Below are 17,523 nucleotides of genomic sequence, written 5' to 3' on the forward strand. Positions count from 1 at the left end.
GCGCTGTCAGATGGGGTGTGGCGGCCGGTCAGGCCCAGATCGGGGACGGGCCCGCGGGGCGCTCCGCCACCGCGGTGGACGGTGCCGGCAGGCCGGCCGTCGGCAGATAGGCCCAGACCACGCGGCCCTGGCCGCCCTCGCGCGGGCGCACCCCCCAGGAGTCGGCGAGCGCCTCGACGAGCATCAGACCGCGCCCGCCCTCCTGCTCCCAACTGCTCTCGCAGGGCCGCAGCGTGGCCTGTTCGCACCCCTGGTCCGCCACCTCGACCCGGAGTCGATCGGCGAAGACGCGCAGCTCGCACCGGACCCGCTCACTGCTGGTGTGCCGTACCGCATTGGTGAACAGCTCGGAGACGATGAGCTGTGCGTCGTCCCGCAGTTCGTCGTGGGCACCCCACTCGGCCAGCCGGGCCAAGACCCGCTTGCGTGCCTCAGCAACGGAGGTGCTGAGTGCCGGCAGATGGAACGCGTCCTGAAGACGTTGGGCAACGGCGCCGCCCGGGCGTCCTAACCAGAGACCGTCGTATGAAGTGGCCACGCCGTAACTATGCGGCCCGTCGGCAACGGATGGCAAGCTTCAATCTGTAAATTGCAGAATCGTAAGAGCAGTCTGTTCGGTGAGCTGAGCGCATGACAGACTGCGTCCTTGTGACGGCGTTTGGAAGGGGGACGGCAGTGGCGGACGCACGGTCGGGAGGTGGTGCCCCGACCGTCTTGCGGGTGGTGCTCGGTAGGCGCCTGCAAGACCTGCGGGAGAGGGCCGGGCTGAGCTACGAGCAGGCCGGCCGTGCGCTGGACGTTACCCACGCCACGATCCGTCGGATGGAGAAGGCCGAGGTCGGCCTGAAGATCCCGTACGTCGAGAAGCTCCTGACCACCTACGGCGTCGCCGACCAGGAGGAGATCGACGGCTTCATCGCCCTGGCCAGGGAGGCCAACCAGCCCGGCTGGTGGCACCGGTTCCGCGACGTGCTGCCCGACTGGTTCAGCGCCTTCGTCAGCCTTGAGGTCGAGGCCAACCTCATCCGCGCCTACGAGCCGCACTACATCCCCGGACTGTTGCAAACGGAGGACTACGCTCGCGCCGTGCTGCGTGCCGGTATGCCGCACGCGTCCGAGGCGGACGTGGAACGCGGCGTGGCGCTGCGGCGCCAGAGACAGGCGCTGCTGACCAGGGACAACCCACCGCTGCTGTGGGTCGTGATGGACGAGACGGTGTTGCGGCGGCCGATCGGCGGTGCCGGTGTGATGCGCGAACAACTGACCCACCTCATGGACGCCACCGCGCTACCCAACGTCCGGCTACAGGTGATGCCGTTCGACGCCGGGCCACACCCGGCGATGTACGGCCCCTTCCACATCTTCCGGTTCCCGATCCCGGAACTCCCCGACATCGCGTATTCGGAAAGCCTCGTCGGCGCCGTCTACTTCGACCAGCGCGATGACGTGTCGACGTTCCTGGAGGCCCTGGACCGGATGTGCGCGCAGGCCGCGCCGGCACAGAGCACCGAGTCGATCCTCGGTGGCATTCGCAAGGAGATCTGAACCATGGATCGCATCTACAACGGCATGCCCGCCAACGACCTCGGGACCGAGGGTTGGCACAAGCCATGGAGCGGTGGCAACGGGGGAAGTTGTGTCGAGGCCATGCGGCTGAGCGACGGCCGGATAGCACTGCGCCAGTCCACCGACCCGGACGGGCCCGCCCTGATCTACAGCCACACCGAGATCGCCTGCTTCATCCAGGGGGCCAAGGCCGGCGACGCCGACTTCCTCCTGGCCTGACCGGCGACCGTCGCCCACCACGGCCCGCGCCACCCGGCGCGGGCCGTGGCGCGTCCGGAGCGGGCACGTTAGCCACCGGGGCCGAGACGAGCCGGGCGTGCGCCCGCGCCCCAGAACGAGCGAGGGGCACCGCCCGCCCGGCCGGCACCTGCCGCTATGCGTTCGACCAGGCCCGTTCGCAGAGCACGAGCCGGTAGCCGTCCGGGTCCTCGATCGTGACGCCCCACCGGTTCCAGTACGGGTTCGGGGACTGCACCCGCTTGCCGCCGTGCTCCTCAAGCCTGGCGACGAGGTCGTCGGGTACCGGGCCGTCCACGTAGATCACCAGCAGGTCCTCGTCGGTGGGTCGGGGCTCGACGGGTCGGGCGGGTTCGTGGACCAGCTCCAGATGCCAGTCGGCGTCCGGCCAACCCACCATCAGCAGGTCGTGCTCGCCGGGTTCGGGACCGCCTTCGGCCCGCCACACCACATCGAGTCCCAGCCCCCGCACCCAGAACCGCTCGGCCTCAGCTAAGTCGCGCGACGGCCGGGCGACGCGGATGTGACTACTGCCGTTGACGGGCATCGTGACCTCTTCCTGAGCTGCTGTTTCCTGCTCAGCAGCCTAGGCACCGGGCCCTTGCGCGACCACCGGCCGATCGCCCTAGACCACGGGCCCTAGGCCGGTGACCGGGAACCCTGCCGGGCATCACGAGCCGGTGGCCCGGCCGCAGGGCTGGGGGAATGGGCCACCGCCGCCGCGCCCAACAGCGCACGGGCCACTCGCCGCCGCGCCCGGGCCGCCGCTACGGTGCTGCGGCGTGACGGGTCGGGGCGAGCCGGACCGGTACCGGGCCCGGGCTTCGGTGCGGTGCCGGTATGCGTTCCAGCACGCCGCCGGCGAAGACGTCGTACAGCGGCAGCGTCTCCAGGTGCACGTAGCCGATGTGGCAGTCGCAGACGGTCAGCGGGCAGGGGCGCGGGCCCAGGGCGGCCCGGTACGAACCGTCGTACAGGTTGCCCAGTTCGGTGGGGACGAAGTGGCAGCGGCGCACCGTGCCGTCGCCGTCCACCGAGATCACCGACGAGCCGGTGCGGCACGGCTGGCCGGCGCTCGCGTGCGGATGGCGGCTGTAGCCGAACAGCGGGTCGATCCCGGTCCACTCGGCGGCCTCCGCATCGGTGTACGTCCGCCCCTCGGCCGCGTTCACCCACAGGTAGACGTGGTCGGGCAGCGCCGACCGCAGCCGGTGCGCCGCCGAAAGGTGTTCGGGCAGGCCCACGATGCCGACGCTGAACCGCACGCCCCGCCCGGCCAGTTCGCCGCACTTGGCCACGAACCTCTCGTACGGCGTCTGACCGGGGTGGTAGGTGCACCACAGGGCGAGCGTGTCCAGGTCGGCCGCGCCCAGCCAGTCGGTGCGGCAACTCAGATTGGTCTGGATCGCCACCCGCCGCACCTGCGGCAGATGGCTCAACTCGGTCATCGTGCGCCGGTACCAGGACCGGACCAGGCCCTCGCCCCACGGCGTGAACAGCACCGAAAGCCGGTCCTCGGTGCGCCCGGCGACCCAGCCGGCGAAGCGTTCCAGGGCGGCCCGGTCGGCCCGCAACTGCTCGCGGGAGTCACGCCGCTTGGCGAACGGGCAGTACGGACAGTCGTAGTCGCAGGAGGCGAGCGGCCCCCGGTACAGCACGGTCAGGTCCATCGGCGCCGCCCCGGCGCCGGCGCCCGCGGGGCTGCTGGCGCCCGCTGGGCCGGGCCCCCTGCCCGCCGGAGGCGCTGCCCGACCCGTCTCGACCTCGTTCACCTCGGCCACCTCACTTGTGCTCGTACGCGGCCATGGCGGCGCGCACGGCGGGCGAGAAGAGTCGCGGGCCCAGCGCGTCGGAGTGCGCCAGCCCCTCGGCGGACAGCCGCAGCAGGTCCGGACCGGCCGACCCGTCGAGCCAGCCGGCGGCCTCGAAGCCGGCCAACTCGGCCGCGAAGTCCGCGCCGGGATCGGTGCCGAACCGCCGCCGGTAGTCGGCGACGGGCATGCCCTCGGCCTGGAGCAGCGACTGCAACAGATGGCGGCGCCTGGCCTCGTCCTCGTCCATCCAACGGCCGTAGTCGGCCCGCGCGAACGCCTCGCCAGGCCGCTCGACGTACCCGTCGATGATGCCCCGGATGTTCCGCATGTCCACCGCGTAGTCGAAGGAGTAGTGCAGGCGGGTGGTGTACGAGCGGGCACCGCAGCCGATGCCCACCATGCCGTCGCGCTGGCAGGCGTACTCGTCGTCCCCGATCACCGGTGCGCCCACGCGGCGGAACATCCGCATCGACGTCTGCTCGTAACCGCTGGCCAGCAACGTGTCGCGGCCGTGCCGGTACAGCCGCAGCCGCTGCTCGTCCCAGGCCGGGTCGGGGCCGGTGCCGCCCCTGCCGAGGCCCGTCAACGGGCGGACGTAGAGCGGGTACAGGTACAGCTCCTCCGGCTGCCAGGCGAGCGCGGCGTCCAGCGACTGCTGCCAGGACTGCTCGGTCTGCCCGGTGATGCCGTAGATGAGGTCGATGTTGAGCACGGGTATGCGGGCGTCCCGCACCCGGCCGAGCGCGGCCTCCACGTCCGCACGGTGCTGCGGTCGCACCGCCGCCCGCGCCTCGGCCTCGATGAAGCTCTGCACGCCCAGGCTGAGCCGCGTCGTGCCCCGCTCGGCGAGGACCGCGAGCCGGTCGGCGGTCACCGTCGCCGGGGACGCCTCGACCGACAGCGGGACGGCCCGCAGGTCGACGCCGAGCCGCTGCTCGACGATGTCACACAGCCGGGTGAGCTCGGCCGCGGTCAGGAACGTCGGAGTGCCGCCGCCGAACGCGGCGTTGGCGAAGCGCGGCGTGCCCCCGCCGGCCGCCAGCGCCTCCTGCACGGCCCGCGCCTGCCGCTCCAGCGCGTCCAGGTACGCACCCGTCAGCCCTTCCGGCGCGCCGATGCGCGTGAACAGGTTGCAGAAGCCGCAGCGCACCTCGCAGAACGGTATGTGCGCGTAGAGCGAGAGCGCACCGACGTCCTCCCCGGCCCACAGGTCGCGCAGCGCGGGGCGTGGGTCGAGCGGGTGGTAGGCGGTCTTGTGCGGGTAGCCGTAGACGTAGCTCTGGTACGGGGAGTCGGGGCCGGGCTGCGGGGCCGGGGCGGGGGAGTGGGTCGGGGCGGGCGCGGGGCCCGGGGCGATGGTGGTCATGGGCCCTCGATGAAGAAGTGGGTGTACGGCACGGTCCAGACGACGTCGTGGCCGAGCCGGTGCCCGGTGTAGCCGTCGTCGCCGTAGGCGGTGCCGTGGTCGGAGCAGACGATGGTGAAGCAGCGGCGGCGGCTGCTCATGGCGGCCAGCAGGCGGCCGATGTGCCGGTCCACGTACTCCAGCGCCGCGGCGTGCGTCTCCCAGGAGTCGCCGGCCTCCCGGGTGGCGCCCGGCAGGTGGAACCAGTTGGGCTGGTGCAGCGCCGAGACGTTGACGAACAGGAACAGCCGCTGGTCGGCCGGCAACCGCGCGACGATCTGCTCGGCCCGGCCGACCTGAGCCTCGAACGAGGTGGGGCTGGCGACCGAGAACTCCGGCTCCCAGTGGCTCTCCTGAAAGAGGCCGGGCAGCACCGAACCGAGCGCTCCGCTCTTGTTGAAGAAGCCGACACCGCCGATGCACGCCGTGTGGTAGCCGGCCGCGGCCAGCCCGGAGACCAGGTCGGGCGTGTCGAACACGTACGTGCCGCCGGCGGTGGTCTCGCTGCCGGCGAACCGCGCGGCGAACAGCCGCGGGTGCGGGCCAGGCACGGCCGGCGTGGGCAGGAAGCCCGCGAACATCGCCTGGTGCGAGGCGTAGGTGAAGCTCCCGGGGGCGTGCCTGCGCTCCCACCGGCCACCCGGCAGGTGCCGCGCGAGGTGCGGCAGCCGGCCGCGGGCCAGCAGGTCGACGGCGACGTCGTAGCGCAGCGTGTCCAGCGTGACCAGCAACAGGTCGTGGCTGCCCACGACCGCGTTCATGTCCGGCTCGACCAGGTGCGGCGCGGCGTCGTCGGCAGCGGCGTCGGGCCACGTCGGGCCGGGACAGCCGGGGCTGGGCAACTCGGACGGGCCGGCGGGCGGGTACGGGCCCCGGCCCACGGGGTCAACGGGCGACATGGCGGTGGTGTTCCTCCCTGAGTACGGCGGCGACCTGCGCGCCGTAGGTGTCGCGGCCCTCGGCACCGCTGCCGGGCAGGCCGGTCAGTCGGGGCAGCAGGTCGCCGAAGGCGTTGACCTCGCCGACGGCGAACCGCCGCCAGCCGGAGCCGGGCAGCACGTCCACGCCGACGCACAGCGTGCCGGGGAAGCACCGGGCCGCGCGCTCGGCCAGGCCGAGCACATCGGCCCAGGCCACCCCGGCGGCCTCGGTCGCGGCACGGGCCGCGGCGAGGTCACCGCGGGCGCCGCCGAGGTGCAGATTGGTCATCGGGGAGCGGCTGGTGCGCAGCACGGCGTGCGTCGCCCGCCCGCCGACCACCACGATCCGCAGGTCGGCGGCGCGCCCGCGCTGCGTCGCCTTGGGGAGCCAGCGTTCGATGTGCAGCCCGTCCGGGGCCAGCGCGTCCACCAGCGTGGCGACCTCGGCCTCGGTCGCGTACCTGCGCACCCGCAGCGAGTTGTACAGCCGGCCGTCGGGCGCGAGCTCCACCGAGGTGCGGGCGCAGACCCGGCCTGGCCCGGCCCACTCGACGGCCAGCACACCGGACGCCGAAGAACCGTGGGCGAGCTTGACGAACGCGCGCCGCAGCCCGCCGTCCCCGCTGAGCTGGGCCCGTACGTCAGCCCAACCGCGCACGGGGACGGGGTGGGTGGCCGGGCCGGCGGTGCGGTCCGGGCCGGGCGCCTGGGGCGCCGAGGTAGGCGAGGCCGGCACGGGCACGCCCGCGGCCCGCAACACGCCGTGGCACAGCCGCTTGTCGAACAGCACGGCCAGCTCGGCCGCGTCGTCAAGGAGCCCGGCGCCGGCGGCGCGGGCCGCACCGGCCACCGCCGTCGCCGCCTCGGTGAACCGTGCGTACCAGCGCGCGCTGCCTTCGACGCGGGTCGCGTCGGGCACGCCGCGCAGGGCGCGCTCCACCTCGGTGTCCTCGCCGGGTGAGTCGATGCGCACCGTCTCACCCGGCGAGAACGCGGCCCCGTCGCGCAGCACGTCGGCCCAGTCGAGGACGCGCGGGGCGGGCAGCCCGGCGGCGTGCACGGCGTCGGTGAACAAGCGCATCCGACGGCCGTCGCGCACGCCGACGACGGCGAACCGCACGTCGGCCGCCGACGGTCGAAGCGGGCTGCTGGGCTCGGCGACGGGGCTCACCTCCTCGGTGCTCTTCGGCCCGGCCCCGGGCCGGGCCGTGCCCCGGGGCGGCGCGGCGCCCGCCGCACTGCCCCGGGCGCCGCTGCCGCACACCTGGCGGTCTGCGGCGCCTGGCCCCGCGGACGCGGCCGGGTCACCGGTCATGGCGCGACCGGTCGCAGCCCGGCCCGCGGCCGGCGGGGCACGGTGGTGCGTACGTCACTCGGAGACCGCCGTGTACCGGTGGATCTCGTCGCCGTCCTCCCAGGAGTCGCCGGTCTCCGAGAGGTCCACCTCGACGCCGGCCGCCTCCCAGGTGGTCCGCAGCCGGTCGGCGACCTCCTCGCTGATGAAGTTGTGGTGGAGGTCGATCCACTTGAGGTGGGTGAGCGGCTGGCCGTCGAGCAGGGCCAGGGCGCCCTCGTCGGAGAGCACGCCGAGGGAGAGGTCGAGCGAGGTGAGCTGGGCGACGAGGGGCGCCGATGCGACGGCCGCGGCGATCTCGTCCTGGATCTCGCTGTTGCGCAGGCCCAGGTGGCGCAGGTGCGGGAAGCGGCCACCGGCGAGCAGCGGCGCCAGGTCGGCGACCGTGGCGTCGCCGCCGTACCCCTCCACGCCGAGCCACAGCTCCAGGTACTCCAGTGCGGGCAGTTCGCTGGCGACCACGCCGCGCACCACCTCGCCGGGCAGCCCGCCCGCCTCGAAGCTGAGCGTGCGCAGCGACTCGTGGCGCACGGCGGGGAACTTGAGGTCGGTGCCGCCGCGCACGCCCAACTCGCGGAGCTGCGGGAAGGCATGAAGCACGGGCGTGACGTCGGCCTGCTGGATCCAGGAGATCTCCGCCTCCTCGGCCTCCAGGTCGCCGATGAACAGCGCCTCCAGGGACGGCAGCCGGTCCTTCGCCGCGACCAGCAAGTCCACCACGGTGCTGGCGTCGTCCTCGTACGCCTCGCCCCACTGCCCGATGATCAACGCCCGCACCTTGGCGGTGTCCACCTTGGTCAGGAACCGCTCGAAGGCGTCCGCGAACTCCTCCGAATCGTCCTCGTACGGCGACACCCGGACCGCCCACGCGACGCTCCCCGCGTCAGGCAGCTCCGTCGACTCGTTCTCGGCCGGGAACTCGAAGGCCGGCAGGCCGTGCAGTTCTTGCAGGTGCTCTACGGACATGGGGTGGATCTCCTGAGGTCGGACGGCTCGCACTGGCTGCGAGGAGCGTTGCGAAGAGTTCTACCAAGCGGCACTGACAGCCGCGGCGGCGGGCGGCGACGCCGGCTCGATTGTCAGACCCTGCCCCTAGCGTCATGGGTGTCGCCGGAACATCCGGCCCCGACACCGAGGGAGTGTGCGCATGTACCGACAGGGAGACGTGCTGATCGTGCCGGTTGCCGAGGAGGCCCTGCCGGCTGGCGTGCGGGCGCTGCCCGAACAGCCGCGGGACGGCCGGGGGCGGCTGGTCCTGGCGCTCGGCGAGGTCACCGGGCACGCGCACGCGGTCGTCGGCCCCGGCACCCTGGTGCGCGAGCCCGGCCTCGCCGGTGTGGGGTACCTGCACCTCCCGGAGGGCGGCCGGGTGGTGCACGAGGAGCACGCCGCGATACCGCTGCCGAAGGGTTGGCACCGGGTGGTGCGCCAGCGGGAGTACGTGCCGGGCGCGGTCCGCGTCGTGGCCGACTGACCCACCGGCTGCCTCACCGTACGACCCGCCGCCGGCACCGGCCCTACGAAGGCTCAGGTACGCACCCGCGGATAGGGACCCGGGTGTGCGGGGCCGCAGGCGCGGGATCGACCGGAGCGAGCCGGCAAGACTGGCCGGGCCCGCGTTGCCGTGCCCGCCCGGCAGACTGACACAGACCGACACAGGCCAACACAGGTCGCGGCAGGACAACGCAGGACAACACGGCGTACTGCCGTGAAGAGAACGAAGCACGAGGGGGAACCGACGATGACGGAGACGACGGTGGAGCAGCAGGGGAGTGCGCCGGTGGAGTCCGGGCCGTGGACGGACTGGCGGGCGGTCGCGGCGGCCACCGGCCCGGCCGATCGTGCAGCGGCCGAGGCCGGCGTGCGGCGGGCCTACGAACAGGCCGGCCTGGCCGCCCCGGAGCGGGTGGTGTGGGCGCCGTCGCCGCTGCTCGGCACGGCCGTCGTGCTGCTGCTGACGGGGCAGCGCGAGGTGCTGCCCCGGGACGTCGCGGACCGCGCCGACCTGGTGTTGCGCGCGGCCCAGGTCGATCCGGGGCGGCACCCCGCGGGCGCCTGCGTCCGCGAGGCGGTGCGCAGCGCCCCCTGGGTGGCGGCGCGCCGCCGCTTGCACGACGAACTCGGCCCGGAGGGTTGGGCCACCCGCTGGTCGCTGACCTCCGCGCCGCTGTGGGAGCTGACGCGCGCCCTGACCGACCGCGTCCGCACGGGCATCACGGCCGCGCTGACCAGCCCGACCCAGGGCCGTGACGCGGGCGTGGTGGCCGGTGCGGGACCCGTGGTGGACGGCGCGTCCACGGAGCCCGCAAGGGAGCGGACGGCGGACGCCACCGCCCTGGCGACCGGATCCGGGGCTGCCGCTGCGCAGCCGGCACAGCAGGCCGGCGCATCCACTGAGTCGGCCGGTGCCGAGCAGGCCGGCGGCGAGCTCGCCGCGCGGGAGACGGCGGTGCGGCTTGCGCTGGCCGACGCCGTCACGGGCCAGCACGACGCCGCATGGTTGGCGGCCTTCGACGGTGCTGACGAACTCGCCGGGGTGGGCGCGGCGGCCCGCGCCGCAGGCTGGTGGTGGCCGTACGAGAACGTCGTGGTCATTGCGGAGCGGCCGACCACCCTGCACCGGGACGAGGCGGGCCGCCTCGACAGCGGTGAAGGACCGGCGCTGGCCTTCGCCGACGGCTTCGCGCTGTACGCCTGGCGCGGCATGCCGGTGCCGGCCGACTTCCTCCAGCAGTTGGGCAGCCTCACCCCGGCCCGCGTCCGGGCCGAGGAGAACGCGGAACTGCGCCGCGTCATGCTGGAGTACTACGGCTACGACCGGTACCTGGAGGAGTCCGGCGCCGTCCCGGTGCACCGGGACGAGACGGGGGTGCTGTGGCGCATCGAACTCGCCGGCGACGAGCCGGTGGTGATGGTGGAGGTGGTCAACTCCACTCCGGAGCCCGACGGTTCGTCGCGCACCTACTGGCTCCGTGTCCCGCCCCGGACGACCACCGCGCGCGAGGGCGTCGCCTGGACCTTCGGCCTCCCCGCCGAGGAGTACGAGCCGCAGCGGCAGACCTGAGCGACGGACGTACGGGGCGGGCCGGGGCGGCAGCTTCGGGGACGGGGCCTGGGTCCGGGACTGGGGCCGGGGTCTTCCGCGGGGCCCGACCGCCGCGGGCAAGGAGGGGAGGAGGCCGAGGACGGCCTCGCGGCCCGGGCGCCGGGGCATGGTCCGGCTGGGCCGAGGCCGCGCTGTGTAGTGCCGGGCCGCGTCGCGCCGCGCCGGGCCTCGCCTCGCCGCTCCGTACGATCCCGCGCGACGCCGGGCCCGTCCGACGTTGTGCCGGGGCCGGCCGCGGCCACGGACGCCAGTTCCCACGACGCGGGCGCCGGCTCCCGAGCTGAGGGCTCGGACGCGGAACAGCGCCACGCGTCTGACCGTTGGGGGAGGGTGGGTGAGTGCGTGCGCCAGGGTGTGCGTGCCCGCCGCGGTGGGGGACGGCCGCGCCCGCCACCGTCGTCTCGTCCTAGGAGTAGCTTTGACCGGCCCACAAGCCCGACGCTCGTACGTCACCGCCCTGCGCCCGGCCGCCTTCGGGGCGGCGCCGACGGGGGAGCGGTTGGCGCGGATGCAGCGTTCGCCACAGTTCGTGGCCGGGCAGTTCAACAACCCGCTGCCCATCCCCACGATGCTCCCGGGCTCCGCGGGGCGACTGCTGCGCACCCAGCTCAGCAAGGCCGATCGAACGCGCCGGGCCCCGCGCGGCCACGTGCCGGTCCACCGGCTGGGCGCGGCCGACTGGGAGCAGGGACCGGCTTCCGGGCTGCGGTTGACCTGGATGGGGCACTCCAGCGTGCTGGTGGAGATCGACGGCCGGCGGGTGCTGTTCGACCCGGTCTGGGGGCAGCGCTGTTCGCCCTTCACCTTCGTCGGCCCGCGGCGGGTCCACCCGGTGCCGCTACCGCTGGCCGAACTGCCCGACCTGGACGCCGTGGTCATCTCGCACGACCACTACGACCACCTGGACATGCCCACGATCCGCGCCCTGGCCCGCACCGGCACGACCTTCGTCGTCCCGCTGGGCGTCGGCGCCGACCTGGAGCACTGGGGGGTGGCCGCGGCCCGGATCATCGAGCTCGACTGGCACGAGTCGACGAAGGTCACCGACCTCACCCTGACCGCGACCCCGGCGCAGCACTTCTGCGGCCGTGGGCTGCGCGGCGGGCAGCACACCCTGTGGGCCTCCTGGGTGGTGTCGGGCCCGAAGCACCGGGTGTTCCACAGCGGCGACACGGGGTACTGCGCCGAGTTCGAGGCCATCGGCCGGCAGTACGGGCCGTTCGACGCGACGATGATCCAACTCGGTGCTTACAGCGAGTTCTGGCCCGCCATTCACATGACGCCCGCCGAAGGGCTGCGCGCCCACCTGGACCTCCAGGGCGGCACGGGCGGCGTACTGCTCCCCATCCACTGGGGCACGTTCAACCTGGCGCCGCACCCGTGGGCCGAGCCGGCGGAGTGGACCCGGGACGTCGCCGCCGAGGCCGGCCAGACCGTCGCGTTCCCGGTGCCAGGACAGCGGTTCGAGCCGGCCGGGGAGGTGCCAGACCGGCCCTGGTGGCGGGCGGTCTCGCACCCGCTCACACGCACGTGGCAGCGGGCCGAGGGGCTGGTGGGGGAGGCGTAGTACGGGGCGTACGCGTCATGAGCGGGGTGGCGCCGGCCGTGCGGGGCGGCGAGGTGGTGGCAGCCCCGCCGGGCGGGGCCCATCCACCGCCGTAAACCTTGCCGAAACCGGCCCCCGGGGCAACCCCGCCGGTGCGGGGTCGACAACGCGACGAACAGCGGTGCCCCGTAGAGGGTGGGAACAACCCCGCGGGGGCGGGGAGGAGCACGGGACGGCGCGTACCGGGATGCGTGCACCCGGGCCGGCGAGCAAGCCTGCTGTCCGTTCCGCCCGAGCAGGGCCGCCCGGTGCGGGGCGCCATGCTAGCGCCGGTCGGCCGTGAGCCGGGGCGCGCCCCTGCTCACCCCCGCCCGAGCCGTCCCCTTTCCTCCCACCCAAGCCATCCACAGTCTCCCCCCCCCGCAAGCCACCCAGACCCCATCCGTCCCCCGGCCCCGCGACGCAACGTCACACACAGTGTTCCCGCCCCCGTGGTCCCGAGGCCGGGCCCGCGCTGCGGGGACCCCTCCCGGGGGCGCGGTGGTAAGACGGGGCTGTGTTCGGCATGACGGACGGTGACCGGCGTGCGGGCCGAACGCGGTGAGGCGAGAGGGAGTTGGCCATGGCGGCAGAGAACATCGACGATGTCGTGGACGGGCTTGCCGGGATCGTACGGGAGGCCACCCGGGCCGGCGATCGGGCCGGGTACTTCGCGGCGCTCTACCGACAGGTGACCGTCGAGGTCCGTGCGGGCATCCGGGACGGACTGTTCGACGACGGCGCCCGGATGGACCGTTTCGACACGCTCTTCGGGAACCGCTACTTCGACGCGTACGACGCCTGGCGGCGGGACCGGAGCGGGCCGCGGTGCTGGCGGGAGGCGTTCGGGCTGTTGGACGACGCCGATACGGTCATCGTCCAGCACGTGGTGCTCGGGGTGACCGCGCACATCAATCTCGACCTGGCCATCGCCGCCGCGCAGACCAGCCCGGGCGCGGCGATCCAGGAGTTGCGGCACGACTTCCTGCTGATCAACGACATCCTCGCGCGCGTGGTGCTGGTGGTGGAGGACGCCGTCGGTGAACTGTCACCCCTGCTGTCGCTGCTGGACCAGATCGGGGCCCGTACCGACGAGCAGATCCTCGACTTCAGCATCCGGCAGTCCCGCCAGGAGGCATGGCACAACGCCGTCCTGCTCGCCGGGCAGGACGAGGCGGAGCGCGCGGCCACCATCGAGCGGCTCGACGTCAGGGCCGCTGTGCTCGCGCGGCTGATCGCGCGCCCGGGCGGCCTCGTCCGGCCGGCCCTGCAACTGATCCGGAGTACCGAGACCGCCGACGTGCCGACCGTGATCGCCCGGCTGGACAGCGCCGTGGAACGACCACCCATGGCGACGCCCGGGGCCCGCACCACGGACTGACCCTGGCCGGTGCCTCGGGCTGGTGATCCGGGCCGGCGAATCGGGTCGACGCCCCGCGGCGCGGCCCGGCAGCCGGCCCCGCCCCACCCGGGGCCACCGCGCCCGGACCCGAGACGGAAACCCACCGCCCAGGCCCCAGGCCCGTAACCCGGCGTGAACCCCACACCCAGGCCAAAGGCCCGTAGCCCTGGGTGGGAGACCCACACCCAGGCCGGGGCCCCAACCCGGGCCGGGAGGCCCACACCCGAGCTGGGAGGCCCACACCCGAGCCGGGAGATCCACACCCAAGCCGAACGCCCAGCACCCAGGGTGGGAAGGAAGCCCACCCCCGGGCCAGCCGCCGCGCCGGCCCCGGGCGGGGACCGATCCGGCTGCCGGGTGACCGCCAGCCAGGTGGCAGCGCGGCCGTTCCGGTGTCGGCGGCCGGCGGGGGCGGGACAGGCAGGGAGTGCGTGATGCCAAGGAGCCCGTGGCCGAACTGGCCAAACGCCGCCGCCACCCGGCCGTCGTCCAGGCGATGCGGTCCACGGCGGCGGCGACCATCGCCTACGCCGTCGCGCTCCAGCTCAGCAGCGAACCGGTGCCGCTCACCGCACCGCTGACCGCCCTGCTCGTCGTCCAGGTCACCCTCTACGCCACGTTGACCACCGGCATCCGGCGGGTCAACGCCGTGGTCGCCGGCGTGCTGATCGCGATCGCCTTCAGCGCCCTGGTGGGGCTCTCCTGGTGGAGCCTCGGGATGATCATCCTGGCCTCGTTGGCGGCCGGGCACCTGGTCAAGGTGCACGAGTTCATTCCCGAGGTGGCGATCAGCGCCATGCTCGTACTCGGTGTGACCCGGGTGGCCAACACGGCCTGGGACCGGGTGTTGGAGACCCTCATCGGGGCCGGTGTCGGGCTGCTGTTCAACTTCCTGTTCGCGCCGCCGGTCTGGGTGCGGACCGCGAGCGAGCACATCGAGGACCTGGCCCGCCGGCTCCAGGACCTGTTGCAGCGCATCGGCGCCGAACTCGGCAACCACACGCCCATCGACCGGGCCGCGGCCCGGCTGCACGAGGCGCGGCGCCTGGACAACGACGTCGCGCGCGTCGACGCCGCACTCCGGCAGGCGGAGGACAGCCTGCGCCTCAATCCCCGGGTCAAGGAGGGCAAGCTGCACCGCGTGGTGCTGCGCACCGGGCTCGACACCCTGGAGATCTGCACGGTGGTGGTCCGGGTGGTGACCCGGACGCTCACCGACCTGGCCAAGCACCGCACTGCCGAGCCGCTGTTCGCGCCGGACGTCGCCGACGTACTGGCGGAGCTCTTCGAGCACGTCGCCGATGCCGTCGCCAGCTTCGCCGTGCTGGTCACCACGCAGGTCAACACGGACGCGCAGGACGCCGAGGACCGGCTCGCAGAAACGCTGGAGGCGGCGGACGCCAGCCGGGCGCGGGCCGCGGGCCGGCTGCTCGACTGTGTCCGGCGCGACCCGCGCCAGTGGCAGTTGCACGGCGCCCTGCTGGCCGAGATCGACCGGATCCTGGACGAGCTCGACATGGAACACCGCACCACCCGCCTCATGGAGGAACTCGACCGCACCACCCGCGAGCGCCACCGGCGCTTCCCCCGGCTGCGCCAGCTCGTCCGGCTCTGAGCGCGGTACGGGCCACCGCGGCACCGGCACCGACACCGGGGAGAGGGCGCGCGTGCCGCGGCGGAAGGCGGAAGGGGGGCGGCGACCGAGGCGGTTCAGGCGACCCAGTGCGCCCGTCGGGCGGCTGGCGTGCTGGGCAGGCCGGCGGTCAGGGCGGTGGCCAGGCGTCGTACGGCCTCCTGCAACTGGGCCGCGGTGGCGGTGAACGGGATGCGCAACCGCTGTTCGAAGATGCCCGGGTCGGCGGCGAAGACGGCGCCGCTCTCGATCCGCACCCCGTGCGTCAGGGCCCGTTCGGCCAGCGCCGATGCGATGGGTTCGGCCAGGTCCACCCAGAGCGAGAGGCCGCCGGCCGGCTGGTGCCAGCTCCACTGCGGCACCTGCTCGGTCAGCGCCGCCACCAGTGCCGCGCGCTGCTGGCGCAGTTGCTCCAGTCGGGGCGGCAACAGTTCGTCGGCCCGGGCCAGCAGGGTCAGGGCCAGCAACTGGTCGAGCACCGAGCCACCCATGTCGGAGGCGACGCGTTCGCTCGCAAGCTCGGTGACCAGGCGCGCGGGCGCGCGCAGCCAGCCGATGCGCAGCCCGCCCCAGTGCGTCTTGCTCATCGACCCCAGGGTGATGAGCTGGCCGGTGTCACCGGGCGCCGCACACGCGGCGAACGGGTGCGGGGCCGGGACGTCCAGCGCGAGCTCGGCCAGCGTCTCGTCGATGATCAGCCAGCAGCCGGCCCGTGCCGCGGCGCGCGCCACCCGCGACCGGTCGGCCGCGGGCATCAGCGCCCCGGTCGGATTCTGGAAGTCCGGGATCAGATAGGCCAGTTGGGGCACCGTCTGGCGGAACGTCGACTCGATGATCTCCACGTCCCAGCCGGCGTCGGTCACCGGGACCGACACGGTGCGCAGCCGCCCGCGGCGCATCGCCTCCAGGGCGTTGGGGTACGACGGGTTCTCCACCAGGACGCGGTCGCCCGGGCGGCCCAGCAGGCCGAGGGAGAGCGTGAGCGCGTGTTGGGCGCCGGAGGTGACCAGGATCTGTTCGGGCACCGTGGTCAGCCCGCGGGCGGTGAAGCGGTCGGCGATGGCGGCGCGCAGGGCCGGTAGGCCGTACGGGTAGTAGCCGGGGGTGTGCGCGTGGTCCGTCAGATGGGGCGTGACCTCGGCGATGGCCTGCGCCAGGGTCTGTTCGGACAGCCCGGGGGCGGCCCTGGCCAGGTCGATCGCGGTCTCCTCGGGGCCGAGCAGCCGGTTGACGCCGCTCAGCGCCCGACCGTCGGGCAGCGCCGTCCAGGTGCCGGAGCCCTGGCGGCTGTGCGCGTATCCGCTCTCGCGCAGCAGGTCGTAGGTGGCGGTGACGGTGGTCCTGCTGGTGCGCAGGGCGGTGGCGAGTTCCCGTTCGGCGGGGAGCCTGACGTGGAGCGCGATCCGGCCGTCCAGGATCAGGGCGCTGATGGCTCGGGCCAGATGGCGGTAGGCGGGGCGGGTGCCGGCCGGGTCGGGGAGCATCGCGGCCAGTTGCCGGCTCCCCACCGACCGGTCGGCGCGGCCCGCGCCGCCGCCGAGTGGGAACGGACTGGTGCCGGCCATGCCATTCTCCCAAGATTGGCCATATTGTCTCGGCCAATCACTCTACAGAGTTGCCCCAATGGCCTTGTTCTTGAGGGTGGAGGCAACCACGCATGCAGCAGTATCCGACGGGCGGCGCCCCGTACGACTCGTACGCCCCGGCGCCCGCGGCAGCGTCCCGGCCCGCCGCGCAACGCCTGCCTGGCTCACGAATCCGCAGGTCAGAACGGCAGTCGCGGATCAAGCGGCCGGCGGCCCCGCCACCCATCAGCCCGCTCCCGCTCGGTGAGCGCCCGCTCGTCCGGCTGCCGCGGCTCTTCGCCGGATTGGCCCTGTACGGCTTCAGCCTGGCCCTGCTGGTGAGGGCCGCGCTCGGGGCCAATCCGTGGAGCGTGCTGTACGAGGGGCTGGCGCGGCACACGGCGCTCAGCTTCGGCGCGATCAGTGCGGTGCTCGGCGTGCTCGTGCTGCTGCTGTGGGTGCCGCTCCGCCAGCGGCCGACCTTCGGCACCCTGGCCAACATCGTGGTCCTGGCCTGCTCGTCCGACCTGGGGCTGTGGCTGCTGCCCGCCGAGGTGGGAACGGCCGGCCGGGTGGGCCTTCTCGTGGCCGGGGTGGCGCTGAACGCGCTGGCCGTCGCGGTCTACGTGGGCGCGCGCTGCGGACCGGGCCCGCGGGACGGGCTGATGACCGGCCTGGCCGCCCGCACCGGCCGCTCCCTGCGCGCCGTCCGTACCGGCATCGAGCTCACCGTGCTGGCGCTGGGCTGGCTGCTGGGCGGCGGCGTCGGCCCGGGCACGGTGCTCTACGCCCTGGCGGTCGGGCCGCTCACCCAACTCGCCCTGCCGTGGTGTGCCTACCGCAGTACGGCCGAACGGGCGCCGGCCAGAGCCGCGGCCACGGCGTGAGGCGCCCTCCTGCCACGTGATGGCCTGGCCTTGCTGTCTTCGGCGGGCC

At 73.9% G+C, this 17,523-nt stretch carries 16 protein-coding genes; 8 read left to right on the top strand and 8 right to left on the bottom strand.

Annotated elements, in window-relative coordinates; translation table 11 throughout:
- Positions 1-28 precede the first annotated feature (28 nt).
- Positions 29-538, bottom strand: coding sequence for an ATP-binding protein (locus tag ACMA1D_RS12450; protein WP_414723974.1), 510 nt, complete (start codon positions 536-538; stop codon positions 29-31).
- Positions 539-675: 137 nt separating this feature from the next.
- Between ACMA1D_RS12450 and ACMA1D_RS12455 the strand changes: the two genes are divergently transcribed.
- Together ACMA1D_RS12455 and ACMA1D_RS12460 are read left to right on the top strand one after the other, a co-directional pair.
- Complete coding sequence (locus ACMA1D_RS12455; protein WP_414723975.1) at positions 676-1,545, top strand: helix-turn-helix domain-containing protein; 870 nt, start codon at positions 676-678, stop codon at positions 1,543-1,545.
- Positions 1,546-1,548: 3 nt separating this feature from the next.
- A complete protein-coding gene (locus ACMA1D_RS12460) occupies positions 1,549-1,785 on the top strand; it encodes a DUF397 domain-containing protein (protein WP_349994194.1) in 237 nt (78 codons plus the stop codon).
- Positions 1,786-1,939: 154 nt separating this feature from the next.
- Here the strand turns inward: ACMA1D_RS12460 and ACMA1D_RS12465 are convergent, their stop codons facing one another.
- The 6 genes from ACMA1D_RS12465 to ACMA1D_RS12490 form a co-directional block, all read right to left on the bottom strand.
- Positions 1,940-2,350 (bottom strand): VOC family protein, encoded by a 411-nt coding sequence (locus tag ACMA1D_RS12465; RefSeq protein ID WP_414723976.1) that lies wholly within the window; start codon positions 2,348-2,350, stop codon positions 1,940-1,942.
- 220 nt (positions 2,351-2,570) lie between these two features.
- A complete protein-coding gene (locus ACMA1D_RS12470) occupies positions 2,571-3,473 on the bottom strand; it encodes an STM4011 family radical SAM protein (RefSeq protein WP_414723977.1) in 903 nt (300 codons plus the stop codon).
- A gap of 112 nt (positions 3,474-3,585) precedes the next feature.
- Entirely contained in the window at positions 3,586-4,983 is a 1,398-nt protein-coding gene (locus ACMA1D_RS12475) for an STM4012 family radical SAM protein (protein WP_414723978.1), read from the bottom strand.
- Entirely contained in the window at positions 4,980-5,783 is an 804-nt protein-coding gene (locus tag ACMA1D_RS12480; RefSeq protein ID WP_414724054.1) for an STM4013/SEN3800 family hydrolase, read from the bottom strand. The genes ACMA1D_RS12475 and ACMA1D_RS12480 overlap by 4 nt, the downstream gene beginning before the upstream one ends.
- Before the next feature lie 124 nt (positions 5,784-5,907).
- A complete protein-coding gene (locus ACMA1D_RS12485) occupies positions 5,908-7,257 on the bottom strand; it encodes an STM4014 family protein (RefSeq protein ID WP_414723979.1) in 1,350 nt (449 codons plus the stop codon).
- Positions 7,258-7,311: 54 nt separating this feature from the next.
- Positions 7,312-8,262, bottom strand: coding sequence for an STM4015 family protein (locus ACMA1D_RS12490; RefSeq protein ID WP_414723980.1), 951 nt, complete (start codon positions 8,260-8,262; stop codon positions 7,312-7,314).
- Between the two features lie 181 nt (positions 8,263-8,443).
- Between ACMA1D_RS12490 and ACMA1D_RS12495 the strand changes: the two genes are divergently transcribed.
- The 5 genes from ACMA1D_RS12495 to ACMA1D_RS12515 all read left to right on the top strand — a co-directional run bounded on the left by ACMA1D_RS12495 (position 8,444) and on the right by ACMA1D_RS12515 (position 15,004).
- Positions 8,444-8,770: a hypothetical protein gene (locus ACMA1D_RS12495; protein WP_414723981.1), complete on the top strand. Its 327-nt coding sequence runs from the start codon at positions 8,444-8,446 to the stop codon at positions 8,768-8,770.
- 267 nt (positions 8,771-9,037) lie between these two features.
- Entirely contained in the window at positions 9,038-10,360 is a 1,323-nt protein-coding gene (locus tag ACMA1D_RS12500; RefSeq protein ID WP_414723982.1) for a DUF6745 domain-containing protein, read from the top strand.
- A 460-nt stretch (positions 10,361-10,820) separates the two neighbouring features.
- Positions 10,821-11,969 carry an MBL fold metallo-hydrolase gene (locus ACMA1D_RS12505; protein ID WP_414723983.1) on the top strand — a complete coding sequence of 383 codons (1,149 nt, stop codon included), beginning with the start codon at positions 10,821-10,823 and terminating at the stop codon, positions 11,967-11,969.
- Between the two features lie 601 nt (positions 11,970-12,570).
- On the top strand, positions 12,571-13,368 hold the full coding sequence (locus ACMA1D_RS12510; RefSeq protein ID WP_414723984.1) for a DUF5995 family protein: 798 nt from the start codon (positions 12,571-12,573) through the stop codon (positions 13,366-13,368).
- A gap of 448 nt (positions 13,369-13,816) precedes the next feature.
- Entirely contained in the window at positions 13,817-15,004 is a 1,188-nt protein-coding gene (locus ACMA1D_RS12515; protein ID WP_414723985.1) for an FUSC family protein, read from the top strand.
- A gap of 95 nt (positions 15,005-15,099) precedes the next feature.
- Here ACMA1D_RS12515 and ACMA1D_RS12520 read toward each other — a convergent pair whose 3' ends face one another.
- Positions 15,100-16,587, bottom strand: coding sequence for a PLP-dependent aminotransferase family protein (locus ACMA1D_RS12520; RefSeq protein ID WP_414723986.1), 1,488 nt, complete (start codon positions 16,585-16,587; stop codon positions 15,100-15,102).
- Positions 16,588-16,679: 92 nt separating this feature from the next.
- On the opposite strand from ACMA1D_RS12520, the gene ACMA1D_RS12525 reads away from it, so the two are divergent.
- The gene (locus ACMA1D_RS12525) at positions 16,680-17,474 is read left to right on the top strand and encodes a YczE/YyaS/YitT family protein (protein ID WP_414723987.1); all 795 of its coding nucleotides are present in this window, start codon (positions 16,680-16,682) and stop codon (positions 17,472-17,474) included.
- The last annotated feature ends 49 nt before the right edge of the window (positions 17,475-17,523 follow it).

The sequence above is a fragment of the Streptomyces sp. 796.1 genome (assembly GCF_047525675.1).
Taxonomy (GTDB): domain Bacteria; phylum Actinomycetota; class Actinomycetes; order Streptomycetales; family Streptomycetaceae; genus Streptomyces.

Bases quoted from the DNA above. Each gene is read 5' to 3' on its own strand.
- ACMA1D_RS12460 (WP_349994194.1), top strand. From the start codon at position 1,549: ATGGATCGCATCTACAACGGCATGCCCGCCAACGACCTCGGGACCGAG.
- ACMA1D_RS12465 (WP_414723976.1), bottom strand. From the start codon at position 2,350: ATGCCCGTCAACGGCAGTAGTCACATCCGCGTCGCCCGGCCGTCGCGC.
- ACMA1D_RS12470 (WP_414723977.1), bottom strand. From the start codon at position 3,473: ATGGACCTGACCGTGCTGTACCGGGGGCCGCTCGCCTCCTGCGACTAC.
- ACMA1D_RS12475 (WP_414723978.1), bottom strand. From the start codon at position 4,983: ATGACCACCATCGCCCCGGGCCCCGCGCCCGCCCCGACCCACTCCCCC.
- ACMA1D_RS12480 (WP_414724054.1), bottom strand. From the start codon at position 5,783: ATGAACGCGGTCGTGGGCAGCCACGACCTGTTGCTGGTCACGCTGGAC.
- ACMA1D_RS12485 (WP_414723979.1), bottom strand. From the start codon at position 7,257: ATGACCGGTGACCCGGCCGCGTCCGCGGGGCCAGGCGCCGCAGACCGC.
- ACMA1D_RS12490 (WP_414723980.1), bottom strand. From the start codon at position 8,262: ATGTCCGTAGAGCACCTGCAAGAACTGCACGGCCTGCCGGCCTTCGAG.
- ACMA1D_RS12495 (WP_414723981.1), top strand. From the start codon at position 8,444: ATGTACCGACAGGGAGACGTGCTGATCGTGCCGGTTGCCGAGGAGGCC.
- ACMA1D_RS12500 (WP_414723982.1), top strand. From the start codon at position 9,038: ATGACGGAGACGACGGTGGAGCAGCAGGGGAGTGCGCCGGTGGAGTCC.
- ACMA1D_RS12510 (WP_414723984.1), top strand. From the start codon at position 12,571: ATGGCGGCAGAGAACATCGACGATGTCGTGGACGGGCTTGCCGGGATC.
- ACMA1D_RS12520 (WP_414723986.1), bottom strand. From the start codon at position 16,587: ATGGCCGGCACCAGTCCGTTCCCACTCGGCGGCGGCGCGGGCCGCGCC.
- ACMA1D_RS12525 (WP_414723987.1), top strand. From the start codon at position 16,680: ATGCAGCAGTATCCGACGGGCGGCGCCCCGTACGACTCGTACGCCCCG.